Annotated in this window: 11 protein-coding genes; 6 read left to right on the top strand and 5 right to left on the bottom strand. The window is 66.4% G+C overall.

Annotated elements, in window-relative coordinates; translation table 11 throughout:
- Window positions 1-2: 2 nt before the first annotated feature.
- From LTH93_RS11885 to gdhA, 3 genes are all read left to right on the top strand, one after another.
- Window positions 3-1,610, top strand: a complete 1,608-nt coding sequence (locus LTH93_RS11885) for an ABC transporter permease subunit (RefSeq protein WP_241471062.1) — start codon at window positions 3-5, stop codon at window positions 1,608-1,610.
- 7 nt (window positions 1,611-1,617) lie between these two features.
- Window positions 1,618-2,559, top strand: a complete 942-nt coding sequence (locus LTH93_RS11880; protein ID WP_370642758.1) for a sugar ABC transporter permease — start codon at window positions 1,618-1,620, stop codon at window positions 2,557-2,559.
- 69 nt (window positions 2,560-2,628) lie between these two features.
- Window positions 2,629-3,987 carry an NADP-specific glutamate dehydrogenase gene (gdhA, locus tag LTH93_RS11875; RefSeq protein WP_241471060.1) on the top strand — a complete coding sequence of 453 codons (1,359 nt, stop codon included), beginning with the start codon at window positions 2,629-2,631 and terminating at the stop codon, window positions 3,985-3,987.
- Between the two features lie 22 nt (window positions 3,988-4,009).
- Here gdhA and LTH93_RS11870 read toward each other — a convergent pair whose 3' ends face one another.
- Together LTH93_RS11870 and adh are read right to left on the bottom strand one after the other, a co-directional pair.
- Window positions 4,010-4,399 carry a DUF779 domain-containing protein gene (locus LTH93_RS11870; protein WP_241471059.1) on the bottom strand — a complete coding sequence of 130 codons (390 nt, stop codon included), beginning with the start codon at window positions 4,397-4,399 and terminating at the stop codon, window positions 4,010-4,012.
- Between the two features lie 35 nt (window positions 4,400-4,434).
- On the bottom strand, window positions 4,435-5,958 hold the full coding sequence (adh, locus tag LTH93_RS11865; RefSeq protein ID WP_241471058.1) for an aldehyde dehydrogenase: 1,524 nt from the start codon (window positions 5,956-5,958) through the stop codon (window positions 4,435-4,437).
- A gap of 215 nt (window positions 5,959-6,173) precedes the next feature.
- Between adh and LTH93_RS11860 the strand changes: the two genes are divergently transcribed.
- Window positions 6,174-7,364: a transcriptional regulator gene (locus tag LTH93_RS11860; protein WP_241464788.1), complete on the top strand. Its 1,191-nt coding sequence runs from the start codon at window positions 6,174-6,176 to the stop codon at window positions 7,362-7,364.
- A 51-nt stretch (window positions 7,365-7,415) separates the two neighbouring features.
- Window positions 7,416-8,153, top strand: coding sequence for an IMPACT family protein (locus tag LTH93_RS11855; RefSeq protein WP_241464789.1), 738 nt, complete (start codon window positions 7,416-7,418; stop codon window positions 8,151-8,153).
- Between the two features lie 71 nt (window positions 8,154-8,224).
- Here the strand turns inward: LTH93_RS11855 and LTH93_RS11850 are convergent, their stop codons facing one another.
- Window positions 8,225-9,028 (bottom strand): GAF and ANTAR domain-containing protein, encoded by an 804-nt coding sequence (locus tag LTH93_RS11850; RefSeq protein WP_241464790.1) that lies wholly within the window; start codon window positions 9,026-9,028, stop codon window positions 8,225-8,227.
- Between the two features lie 299 nt (window positions 9,029-9,327).
- Here LTH93_RS11850 and LTH93_RS11845 point away from each other — a divergent pair, with 299 nt between their 5' ends.
- Window positions 9,328-9,747 (top strand): hypothetical protein, encoded by a 420-nt coding sequence (locus LTH93_RS11845; RefSeq protein ID WP_241464791.1) that lies wholly within the window; start codon window positions 9,328-9,330, stop codon window positions 9,745-9,747.
- On the opposite strand, the gene LTH93_RS11840 is transcribed toward LTH93_RS11845, so the two are convergent.
- On the bottom strand, window positions 9,722-10,705 hold the full coding sequence (locus LTH93_RS11840) for a heme o synthase (RefSeq protein ID WP_241464792.1): 984 nt from the start codon (window positions 10,703-10,705) through the stop codon (window positions 9,722-9,724). The genes LTH93_RS11845 and LTH93_RS11840 overlap by 26 nt on opposite strands.
- A 173-nt stretch (window positions 10,706-10,878) precedes the next feature.
- On the bottom strand, window positions 10,879-12,960 hold the full coding sequence (locus LTH93_RS11835) for a DNA gyrase/topoisomerase IV subunit B (protein ID WP_241471057.1): 2,082 nt from the start codon (window positions 12,958-12,960) through the stop codon (window positions 10,879-10,881).
- Window positions 12,961-13,016: the final 56 nt, after the last annotated feature.

Genomic DNA, 13,016 nt, shown 5'->3' with positions numbered 1-13,016 from the left:
CGATGAGCACACTGACCACCACCAGAACCGATGACCGCTCCGCCGACGGGCGCCGCGCCCGGCGCACCGCCGAGGCCGCAGGCGTCGGGTGGAAGCTGCTGCTGCTGAAGATCACCGTGCTGGGGCTGCTCAACGCCGCCTCGGTGTATGCCGCCATGGTGCTCTTCTTCAACGAGAAGTGGCTCATCGGCACTCTGGTGGTGGTCAGCGGTGCCTTCCTGACCTGGATCTACTTCCAGCGCGGAGCACTTCCCGCGAAGTATCTCGCCCCAGGAGTGGTGTTCCTCCTGATCTTCCAGGTCTTCGTCATCCTCTACTCCGGCTACGTCGCCTTCACCAACTATGGGACCGGCCACAACAGCACCAAGGACCACGCGATCCACGCGATCATGCTCCAGACCCAGGACCGGGTGCCGGATTCGCCGACGTATCAGCTCACCGTTGTGGAACGCTCCGGGGAGCTCGGATTCGCGGTCACCACGGAGGCCGGCGAGGTCCTTCTCGGGTCCGCTGAGACCCCTCTGGATGATGTTCGGGGCGCCGTCGTCGAAGACGATCGCGTGGTTCAGGTGCCCGACCATGAGGTGCTGAGCTTCGCCGAGCTCGTAGATCGGCAACAGGAGCTGACCACACTCGCTGTTCCACTCTCAGACGACCCCAACGCCGGAGCGCTGCGCACCCAGGACGGGCAGCGGGCGTATGTCTACACCTCACGCTTCGTCTATGACGAGGCCGCGGACACCCTGACCAACACGCAGAGCGGAGAGACATATACCGACGGCGGGGAAGGTGCGTTCGTCACCGCGGCCGGGGATCAGCTGATGCCCGGCTGGCGGGTCAACGTGGGTCTGGACAACTTCGTCCGCGCCATCACCGAGGAGTCCATCCGTGGACCGCTGCTCTACGTCACGGCCTGGACCTTCGCGTTCGCGTTCCTCTCGGTGGCGACCACGTTCATCCTGGGCCTGTTCCTGGCGATCGTCTTCAACGACCCCCGGATGAAGTCCCGCAAGTATTACCGCCTGATCATGATCCTGCCCTACGCCTTCCCGGGATTCCTCTCCGCGCTGGTCTGGGCCGGGATGATGAACCAGGAGTTCGGGTTCATCAACAACGTGCTCTTCGGCGGGGCATCGATCCCCTGGCTCAGCGATCCATGGCTGGCCAAGCTGAGCATCCTGATCGTGAACCTGTGGCTGGGCTTCCCCTACATGTTCTTGGTCTGCACCGGTGCGCTGCAGTCGATCCCCGAGGAGCTCACCGAAGCCGCCCAGATGGACGGGGCCAGACCGTTCCAGGCGTTCCGGCAGATCAAGTTCCCGCTGCTGCTGGTCTCGATCGCTCCGCTGCTGATCTCCTCCTTCGCCTTCAACTTCAACAACTTCAACCTGGTGTACATGCTCACCGGTGGTGGGCCCCGGGACATCGAGGCCGGGATCAATGTGGGCTCCACGGACATCTTGATCTCCATGGTCTACAAGGTGGCGTTCGTCGGATCCCAGAGCGACTACGGGCTGGCCAGCGCCTTCTCCATCCTGATCTTCTTCATCGTCGGCACCATCTCCGTGATCGCCTTCCGGCGCACCCGAGCACTTGAGGAGTTGAACTGAGATGGCCCTGTCACAGCGCACGCTCACCCCCCGCCCGCCCACTTCCGCCCCAGTCACCCGCGGCACGCCCACGCCCCGCGCACCCACCCGCCTGCGCTCCTTCCGACGCTGGTTCTCCCAGACCGGATGGCGCCACCTGGTCGGCGTCGCCGTCGTCATCTTCGCCGCCTTCCCGCTGGTCTACGTGTTCTCCGCCTCACTGAACCCCGGCGGCACGCTGATCACGGCCAACACGTTGTTCGGGAACCTGAGCCTGCAGAGCTATGTGGACCTGTTCAATCGTCCGCAGCAGCCCTTCGCCGCCTGGTACGTCAACACCCTGTTCATCGGGTTCAGCGCCTCCGCCGGCAGCGTGATGCTCGGCGCCCTGGCCGCCTACGCGTTCTCCCGGATGCGCTTCACCGGGCGCCGGTTCGGTCTGATCACCATCCTGCTGGTGCAGATGTTCCCGCAGCTCCTGGCCATGGTGGCCATCTTCCTGCTGATGCTCTCGATCGGTGAGATCTTCCCGGCCATCGGGCTGAACAGCCAGATCGGCCTCATCATGGTCTACCTCGGGGGCGCCCTGGGTGTGAACACCTATCTGATGTACGGCTTCTTCAACACCATCCCGGTCTCCATCGACGAGGCCGCCAGGATCGACGGGGCCGGCCACGCGCGGATCTTCTTCACCATCATCCTTCCGCTGGTCTCCCCGATCCTCGCGGTGGTCGCGCTGCTGTCCCTGGTCGCCACGCTCAGCGAGTTCGTCATCGCCTCGGTGCTGCTGCGGGATCCGGAGAAGCAGACCCTGGCGGTCGGCCTCTACCAGTTCATCTCGCAGGAGACCTCACAGAACTGGTCCGTCTTCGCCGCCGGAGCGGTCCTGGCGGCGATCATCCCGGTGGCCCTGTTTCTGGCGCTGCAGCGATACATCGTCTCGGGTCTGGTCGCAGGCAGCGTGAAGTGACGCCGGCCGGCGTCTACTAGGGTGGGTTTCGCCGTCCAGAACGGGCGCGTGATCGTCGAGGAGACAACCATGAGCCCCAGCAGCCAGCGCATCGCCACAGTGTATGACCAGGTCATCGCGCGAAATCCTGGGGAGCTTGAGTTTCATCAGGCCGTCAAGGAGGTCTTCGACTCGCTGGGCCGGGTGCTCACGAAGTTCCCCGAATATGTGGAGGAATCGATCCTGGAACGGATCTGCGAGCCGGAGCGGCAGATCATCTTCCGCATCCCGTGGATCGATGACACCGGCCGGGTCCACATCAACCGCGGCTTCCGGGTGCAGTTCAACTCGGCGCTGGGTCCCTATAAGGGCGGGCTGCGCTTCGACCCCTCGGTCATGCTCGGCACGGTGAAGTTCCTCGGGTTCGAGCAGATCTTCAAGAACGCGCTGACCGGGCTGCCCATCGGGGGCGGCAAGGGTGGGAGCGACTTCAATCCCAAGGGCCGCAGCGACGGCGAGATCATGCGCTTCTGCCAGTCCTTCATGACCGAGGCCTACCGCCACATCGGCTCCTCAACCGATGTCCCGGCCGGCGACATCGGCGTCGGGCGCCGGGAGATCGGCTACCTCTTCGGCCAGTACAAGCGCATCGTGAACCGCTATGAGGCCGGGGTCATCACCGGAAAGGGAACCTCCTGGGGCGGATCCCTGGTGCGCACCGAGGCCACCGGCTACGGGACCGCGTTCTTCACCGAACACATGCTCGGCGCCACCGACCGAAGCCTGGACGGCTCGCGGGTGCTGGTCTCGGGATCCGGCAATGTCGCGTTCTACGCCATCGAGAAGATCCACGCCCTGGGCGGCCTCGTGGTGGGTGCCTCCGATTCCTCCGGTGCCGTCCATGACCCGAAGGGCATCGACCTGGAGCTGATGCGCGAGATCAAGCAGGTCCAGCGCGGACGCATCAGTGACTACGCTGCCCAGCGCGACACCGCCGAGTTCATCGCGGACAGGCCGGTATGGGCCGTCGCCGAGAAGCACGACATCGATGTCGCGCTGCCCTGCGCGACGCAGAACGAGCTCGACGACGACGACGCGCAGCTCCTGCTCAAGGCCGGCGTCAAAGCGGTGGTCGAGGGCGCGAACATGCCCACCACGCCGGCAGCCATCGCTCGGCTCCGCGAGGCGGGGGCGCTCTTCGGACCAGGCAAGGCCGCCAACGCCGGTGGCGTGGCGACCTCGGCCCTGGAGATGCAGCAGAACTCGATCCGCGACTCCTGGACCTTCGAGTACACCGAGGCCCGGCTCGCGGAGATCATGGAGAACATCCACGCCCGCTGCGCCGGCACCGCCGATGAGTACGGGGTCCCCGGGGACTACGTCGCCGGCGCGAACATCGCGGGGTTCACCCAGGTGGCCGACGCGATGATCGCCCAGGGCGTCATCTGAGTCGTCCCCGAGTCCACTGGGCTCAGCCGGTGGTCACCGGCTCCAGCGCCTCGGTCTCGGCATCGGTGAACAGCCGGGAGCGGATGATGAACCGCTGGCCGGTAGGTCCTTCGATGCTGAATCCAGCGCCTCGGCCCGGTGCCACATCGATGGTGATGTGCGTGTGGGACCAGTACTGGAACTGGGCCTGGGAGATCCAGACCGGCACCGGCTCCGGGGTCCCGGGGTCCAGCCGGCCCAGCAGCACATCCGCTGGGCCGGTGAGGAAGGTCCCCTGGGTGAAGCACATCGGAGCCGATCCGTCGCAGCAGCCTCCTGACTGATGAAACATCAGCGGCTGCCCGTGGCTGTCTCGCAGCTGGACCAGCAGCGCCGCGGCCGCATCGGTGACGGCGATCCGTGAAGTGCTCATCGCGTGATCATGCTCCTCTCCCCTGGTCATTCCGCCTAGAAGAACCCAAGCTTGTCCTCGCTGTAGCTGACCAGCATGTTCTTGGTCTGCTGGTAGTGCGAGAGCATCATCAGGTGATTCTCTCGGCCGATCCCGGAGTTCTTATAGCCTCCGAAGGCGGCGTGTGCCGGGTACTGGTGGTAGCAGTTGGTCCAGACGCGTCCGGCCTGGATGTCCCGACCTGCCCGGTAGGCGATGTTCGCCTCGCGGGACCAGACCCCGGCGCCCAGACCATAGAGCGTGTCGTTGGCGATCTGGATGCCTTCGGCGTAGTCCTTGAACTCAGTGACCGAGACGACCGGACCGAAGATCTCCTCCTGGAAGACCCGCATGGAGTTGTGGCCCTTGAAGATGGTGGGCTCCACGTAGTAGCCCTCTGAGAGGTCCCCACCCAGGTCCACCCGGTTTCCACCGGTGAGGACCTCCGCGCCCTCCTGCTGACCGATATCGATGTAGCTGAGGATCTTCTCCAGCTGGTCGTTGCTGGCCTGGGCGCCGACCTGGGTGTCGGTGTCCAGCGGGTTCCCCTGCTTGACCAGCTTGGTCCGCGCCACGGCCTTCTCGAGGAACTCGTCGTAGATGCTGGACTGGATCAGCGCACGCGAGGGGCAGGTGCAGACCTCGCCCTGGTTCAGCGCGAACATGGTGAAGCCCTCGAGCGCCTTGTCATAGAAGGCGTCATCAGCCCGGGCGACGTCTTCGAAGAAGAGGTTCGGGCTCTTGCCGCCGAGCTCCAGGGTCATCGGGATGAGGTTCTGTGAGGCGTACTGCATGATCAGTCGCCCGGTGGTGGTCTCGCCGGTGAAGGCGATCTTGCGGATCCGTGGGCTGGAGGCCAGCGGGGCGCCGGCCTCGGCGCCGAAGCCGTTGACCACATTGAGCACCCCGGCCGGCAGCAGGTCTCCGATGACCTCCATGAGCACCAGAATCGAGGCGGGGGTCTGCTCTGCGGGCTTGAGCACCACGGCGTTGCCTGCCGAGAGCGCCGGCGCCAGCTTCCACACCGCCATCAGGATCGGGAAGTTCCACGGAATGATCTGCCCCACCACGCCGAGCGGCTCGTTGAAGTGGTAGGCCACCGTGTCGGTGTCGATCTCGCTGATCCCGCTCTCCTGGGCCCGGATCGCACCGGCGAAGTAGCGGAAGTGATCCACGGCCAGCGGCAGGTCCGCCGCGAGAGTCTCTCGCACCGGCTTGCCGTTCTCCCAGGTCTCGGCGACCGCCAGCATCTCGAGGTTCTCCTCGATCCGGTCTGCGATCTTGTTCAGCACCACGGCCCGCTCGGCCACCGAGGTCTTGCCCCAGGCGGGCGCGGCGCGGTGGGCGGCGTCGAGGGCCAGGTCGATGTCTTCGGCCTTGGAGCGGGGAATCTCGGTGAAGCTCTTGCCTGTGAGCGGAGAGGGATTCTCGAAATACTCGCCACCCACCGGCGGGACCCACTCTCCGCCGATGTAGTTCTCGTAGCGGGACTTGTAGCTCATCAGTGCCCCGTCGGAGCCGGGCTGTGCATAGATGGTCATGTCGGGTTCCTTCCCATGTCGCTGCGCCTTGCGATCCGCTCCGAGTTCCGAAGATTCACGGCCGACGCTGTGATGTGCCTCACATGCACCCAGCGTAGAACTATCCAGGTTGCAGGACAGTTGCATGGTTAGACTGTGGGCCAGCACACATTCACCTATGGTGCGCCGTGCTGCCCCGCAGCCCCCGCGCACGCCAGGAGCGTCGAAGGAGTGCCATGGAGGCTCTGCCCACCGAACCGAAGACCTGGACCGCACTGCCGCACGCGCTGCGCGAGTCCTGGCTGCGTTCCGCCGGGGGCGTGCGAGACCCGATCAGCGCACTGCCTCCCATCGAGCTCGACGATGTCCAGCTGCGCGAGTATCGGCAGCACCACCCGCTGCGGCTGGTGCTGCCGGTGCTGAAGCGCCTGCTGATCGAACCCGCGACCGAGGCCGGGCTCATCGTGGCGATCGGAGACGCGGCAGGACGACTCCTCTGGGTGGAAGGGGCACGCGAGACGCTGCGCCAGGCGGAGCGCTCCGCCTTCCAGCCAGGTGCGAACTGGTCCGAGACGGCCATCGGCACCTCGGCTCCGGGCCTCGCACTGGCCACCGGCCGCGGCGCCCAGGTGCATCGGGAGCAGCATTTCTCCTACACCGCACACCGGTTCTCCTGTTCAGCGGTGCCGGTGCGCGACCCGGCCACCGGACTAATGCTGGGCGTGGTGGACCTGACCGGGGACGCGCAGGCCGTCGCGGTACATTCGCTGCCGCTGCTGCTCGCCGCGGTCTCCGCGGCTGAGGCGGAGCTGAAGCTTCGACCAGCCGCCACCACCCAGGCCACACTGACCACACTCGGAGCAGGCCCGGCCGTGTTGGGCACCTCCGATGCGCAGCAGCAGCTGGGTCTGCGTCACGCGGAGATCCTCTTCCTGCTGGGATGGCAGGCGGATCGCGGTGCCGAGCGCGGACTCACCGCTGAGGAGCTCGCCGAGCTGCTCTACGGTGAGGCCCACCACGAGGTCGCGGTCCGCGCCGAACTGGTCCGACTTCGCCGGCTTCTCGCTCAGCACCGCTCCCCCAGCATCGACCTGCTCTCCCGCCCCTACCGGCTCAGCGCCCCCGTGCAGCTGGACGCCCGCGACGCCTGCGCGGCCCTGACCGCCGGTGACCGACAGAGGGCTCTGGACCTCTACCGGGGCGAGCTGCTGCCGGGAAGCGAAGCTCCGGGAGTCCTGCGGATCCGCCGGGAGCTCTCGGCGCTGCTGCGTGAGGCGGTGCTCTCCGACGGCTCCGCTGAGGATCTGTGGCGTTATCTGCAGCTCCCCGAGGCGGCCGAGGACTCGGACGCGATCCGGACCGCACTGCGCATGATGCCTCCAGAGTCCCCTCGCCGCGCCGCCCTGGTGGCACGGAGCACACTCTAGAAGCACGCCCTTGCCGCGGGCGTCGCACCCGGCGTCGTAGACTCCTCAGACATGTCCGCATTCGCCGTGGGTCCCGCCGGAGCAGACCTCCCCCAGCATCTCCGGCCCTATACCGTGCTGCGCCCGACCGCAGAGATCACTCATGAGATCGAGCGTCGACGCTCACTGTTCCGCACACACCTGCGCCGAGCCGACAGTGCAGAGGCGGCACAGTCCTGGGTCGAGCAGCTGCGCAAGGCCCACCCCGGCGCACGGCACCACTGCAGCGCCTGGGTCATCGGCGCCGACCGGCTGATTCAGCGCGCACTCGACGACGGCGAGCCCTCCGGCACCGCAGGGGCCCCGATCCTGGCGGCGCTGCTGAAGTCTGAGATGCCCGGTGGAGACGCCGACCTCAGTGATGTCGTGGCCGTGGTGCTGCGCTGGTTCGGCGGAACCCTGCTCGGACCCGGCGGACTGGTCAGCGCCTACTCCGACTCGGTGACCGGCGCCCTGACCAGCGCTCGCGAGCAGGGTCAGCTCCGGCGCAGGGAACACATGCGCCTCTTCGACGTGCAGGCGCCCATCACAGAGGCGGGCCGCTGGGAGAATGAGCTGCGCGCCGCCGGCACGCTGGTGACGGCGACTGACTACAGCGCAGACGGCGCCCAGGCACGGATCAGGCTCTCGGTGCCCGACACCGACGCGCAGATCGCCGATCTGCACCGGAGGGTCGCCTCGCTCAGTGCCGGAGCGGCGACCCCGGAGGCGGCCGGTCAGCGGTGGGTCGACCAGGCGGGTCCGCGCTGAGGTCCACGTCCGCGCAGGGATCCAACCGCGCGCGGCCTGTCACGTGGGAGCTGAGCATGCAGCCCAGCGGCTCAGGTGTCGAAGACCGTGGAGGCTGACTGGCGTCCGACCGTGGCCACCAGCTCCTCAGCGAGAACTCGGAGCTTCATATTGCGGTGGCTCGAGGCCTTGCGAAGGATCTCGAAGGCCTGATCCTGGTTGCAGCGGTTCTGCGCCATGACCACACCGATGGCGATGTCGATCGCGGTGCGCGACTCCATGGCGGCCTGGAGATGCTCGACGTTCTCCGAGTACGCCGCGAGGCGCAGAGCGATCACGCCGACCTTGGAGGCGAGCCCGGCGTAGCGCCGGGCGGCCTCGATCTCGGCCGGACCGAATGCCTCGGGCGTGCTGGTGTAGAGGTTCATCGCTGCGGCGGACTCTGACTGCAGGGTCAGCGGCAGGGCGAGCACGCTGCGCATGCCGAACTCCCGCACAGCTGCCATGTAGCCGGGCCAGCGTCGCTCGGAGTGCACATCGGCGACACTGATCACGGTATCGGTCCGTTGGGCCTCCAGGCAGGGTCCCTCGTCGAAGCCGGCCTGGACCTCATCCAGGCGTGCCGCCTCCGGGCTGCTGGCCGCGACCACGACGTTGCGTTTGGACCGGTCAAGAATGATGCTGCACAGCACCGGCTGCGTCCCGCTGAACCGCTCGGCGGACACCTGGGCAAGTCCCTGCAGAAAGCTTGAGATGTCGCTGTCCTGCTGGATCAACATCTGCAGATCGGCCGAGACGTCACGATCCGCGGCGTCGGTGTCGATCGCATCAAGGACGGCGTCGTCGGCAGTGTCGGTGTCCAGGAACTGTTCGCTCAGCTTGGACTCTGTGCTCATCGTGATCTCCGCTCCGAACGTGGGCGCCGCCCTCAGCGACGGCACAAGTTTACTTGAATGTTTGAGCGTCGTCTGCTCTGTCCAGAGCTGATTATCGGCGGGTTCCCGGGAGTGTGGTCTGTGGTTACACTGGAATTGAGTTCAGCAGGGGGCTCATCACATCACTCTTAGGAGCAGACATGATCCGCCCACTGCTAGGCGCGCCGCACGGCTTCGCGGTTTCCGCATTGAACGCCCGCCACACACCGGTTGCTTCGGGGTCAGAGACGGAACGCGACTACCCCCAGAGGAGCGTGGCGATGACCGACATCGGAGACATCATGGCACCCCTAGGTGCCACCATATTGGGCACACGGTCACTGGCCGATGCCGCTCAGGTTCTCGAGGAATCCGACCCGGCAGTGGTGTTGAACCTCTCGTACCGGGCCATCGGACTCATCACCTGCGCGGATCTCAATGCCGTGCGGCAGCAAGACCCGCAGGGCTGGTCGAAGCGGCGCTGTGCCGGTCTGGTCCGGACATCCGATCAGCCCGTCCAGCGCAGAACTCCGATCCGTGAGCTGCTGGTCAGTGCCGCCCTCGACACCACGAGACCGCTGCTGGTGATGGATCAGGACCAGCCGGCCGGGATCCTGATGCCCGAGAGCATCGACGCCTGGCGGCGAGACAGCCAGTCCATCAGGGCCGGGAGGATCAGCCCATCAACGGAGACCCGATGAAGGGGTCGATCCAGAGCCCGATGAACAGCAGGGTGAGGTAGAGGATCGAGAGGTGGAAGACCTTCATGGCCTTCTTGTCCGTGAGGGTGCCGTTCTCGGCCTGCCGGTGCAGCACATGCGCCTCGTAGATGAACCAGGCCCCCGAGGCCAGCGCGAAGGCGGTGTAGGTGATGCCGGCCCAGCCCATCGGGATCAGCAGCAGCGAACACATCACGGTCGCCCAGGCGTAGAGCACCACCTGCACTGAGACGGTCTTTGCGGTGGCGACGGCGCCGAGCATGGGCACATGCGCGGTCTGGTAGTCGGTCCGGTACTTCATCGACAACGGCCAGTAGTGCGGCGGGGTCCAGAGGAAGATGATCACGAACAGCACCACCGCGGGCCATTCGAGCGTCTCGCGAACGGCGGCCCAGGCGATGACCACAGGGAAGCACCCCGCGATGCCGCCCCAGATGATGTTCTGCTCGGTGCGGCGCTTGAGGATGATCGTGTAGACCACGACGTAGAAGAAGATCGCCGCTGCGCCGAGTCCTGCGGCCAGCGGATTGGTGCCGAACCAGAGGACCGCGATCGCGGCGGCACCCAGCACCGAGGCGAAGATGAGCGCCTCGCGGGGGCTGAGCTCGCCGGTGACCAGCGGACGCTTCTTGGTCCGGTTCATCAGCTTGTCCATATCGCGATCGATATAGCAGTTGAACGCTCCGGCGGATCCGGCAGCCATGGCGCCGCCGACCAGCGTGGCCAGCGCCAGCCAGAAATCGGGGACGCCCTGCTGCGCGAAGAACATGGTGGGCAGGGTGGTGACCAGCAGCAGCTCGATGACGCGCGGCTTGGTCAGGGACCAATAGGCGGCCACCTTGCGTCGCCATTGAGGCTGCGAAGCCTCCGCGCCTGGGGCAGCAGAAGCTGCTCGGGCTGCGGAATCGCCGGTTGGGGCGACAGAAGTCTGTTGGGTCACGTCTCAGCTCACATGGGGTCGAGGTGCACTCGTCGTCGTCGTTCAGTGTACCGGTCGCGAAAGAGGTCAGGAGGGTCGACCGGCCTGTTCGACGAATTATTTCTACATGCGGTAGAAGTAGCGGCGGCGTGGCGCGGCCCGGCGGTGCGAGTCCTCGCCGTGCGGCCTCGGACTCAGGCGTCGATGCGGCCTCGGTCCAGCGCCTGGGACCCTTCGATGATGAAGTCCTTGCGGGGCGCGACCACCGAACCCATGAGCAGATCGAACACCCGTTCGGCTGCTTCGGCGTCCTGGACCCGGATTCGACGCAGCGCACGGTGCTGTGGGTCCATGGTCGTCTCGGAGAGCTGGTCGGCGTCCATCTCGCCGAGACCCTTGTACCGCTGGATCGGCTCCTTGTAGTTCAGCCCGTCCTGTTCCAGCTGGGCAAGGAGCCGATTCAGCTCCGCCTCGGAGTAGGTGTACCTGACCTCGTTCGCCCTGCGGCCCTGGTGGATGATCTCCACCCGGTGCAGCGGGGGCACCGCGGCGAAGACCCGACCGTCCTCGATCAGGGGGCGCATGTAGCGGAAGAACAGGGTCAGCAGCAGGGTGCGGATATGGGCGCCGTCGACGTCGGCATCGGTCATCAGCACGACCTTGCCGTAGCGGGCGGCGTCGAGGTCGAAGGACCGCCCGGAGCCTGCTCCGATGACCTGCAGCAGGGCGGCGCACTCGGTGTTCGAGAGCATGTCCGCCACCGAGGCCTTCTGGACGTTGAGGATCTTGCCTCGGATCGGCAGCAGCGCCTGGAAGTCGGAGGAGCGGGCCAGTTTCGCGGTGCCCAGGGCGGAGTCGCCCTCGACGATGAACAGCTCGGTCTCCGCCACGCCCTTGGAGCGGCACTCCACGAGTTTGGCCGGCATCGAGGAGGTCTCCAGCGCGTTCTTCCGACGCTGGGTCTCTTTGTGCATCCTTGCGGAGATGCGGGACTTCATCTCTGCGACGACCTTCTCCAGGACCGCGGTCGCCTGCTGCTTGTCACCCCGCTTGGTGGAGCTGAGCCGGGCCTCGAGCTCCTTGCTGACCACTTTGGAGACGATCTGGCGGGCCGCGGGTGTGCCGAGGATCTCCTTGGTCTGCCCCTCGAACTGGGGCTCTGCGATGCGCACGGTCACCACCGCGGTGAGTCCGGCCAGCACGTCGTCCTTCTCGAGCTTGTCGCTGCCAGCCTTGAGCTTGCGCGCATTCGACTCCACCGTCTTGCGCAGGGACTTCAGCAGCGCCTGTTCGAAGCCGGTCAGGTGGGTGCCGCCCTTGGGAGTGGCGATGATGTTCACGAAGCTGCGCACGGTGGTGTCATACCCGATCCCCCAGCGCAGCGCGATGTCGACCTCGCAGTCGCGCTCCACGTCCTCCATGTGGCTGCGTCCGTCGGCGGCGAGCACCGGAATCCGTTCGGTGAACTTCCCATGCCCCTGGATGCGCCAGATGTCGGTGACCGAGGCATCGGCAGAGAGGTGATCGGCGAACTCGCTGATGCCGCCGTCGTACTGGAAGACCTCTTCCAGGGGCTCCGGGCCACGCTCGTCACGCACGGTGATGCGCAGTCCCGGCACCAGGAATGCCGTCTGCCGGGCGCGATTGGCGATCTCGATGTCGTTGAAGCCGGCGTCGGAGGTGAAGATCTGGCGATCGGACCAGTACCGGATGGTCGTTCCGGTGACCCCGCGCTTGGCCTTGCCGATGATGTCCAGCGGCGAGCCGTCCAGGGCGGGGGTGAACTCCGCGTCGGGGTCGGGGCGGGAACCGGAGAAGACTCCGGGCTCGCCGCGCCGGAAGGACAGCTGGTGGACCTTCCCGCCGCGGGTCACCTGGGCGTCCAGGCGAGCCGAGAGCGCGTTGACCACCGACGCCCCGACACCGTGGAGACCACCCACGGCGTTGTACGAGCCGCCGCCGAACTTGCCGCCGGCGTGGAGCTTGGTGAAGACCACTTCCAGGCCGGAGAGCCCGGTACGCGGTTCGATGTCCACCGGGATGCCGCGACCGTCGTCGCTGACCTCGACCGAATCGTCCGGGTACAGGGTGATGTTGATGGTGGAGGCGTGGCCGGCCAGAGCCTCGTCCACGGAGTTGTCGATGATCTCCCAGAGGCAGTGCATGAGTCCGCGCGAGTCGGTCGAGCCGATGTACATCCCGGGACGCTTGCGAACAGCTTCGAGACCTTCGAGCACCGACAGATGCCGGGCGTCATACTCCGAGCGCTTGGCCACGCAGTGTCCTCCTGTGGTGGGGGTGAATCAGTGTCATCGTAAGCGCGCGCGGCTCC

The sequence above is a fragment of the Nesterenkonia sp. DZ6 genome (assembly GCF_022565835.1).
Lineage (GTDB): Bacteria > Actinomycetota > Actinomycetes > Actinomycetales > Micrococcaceae > Nesterenkonia.
The sequence above is the reverse complement of the archived record's forward strand: the minus strand, read 5'-3'. Positions and strand labels throughout refer to the sequence as shown.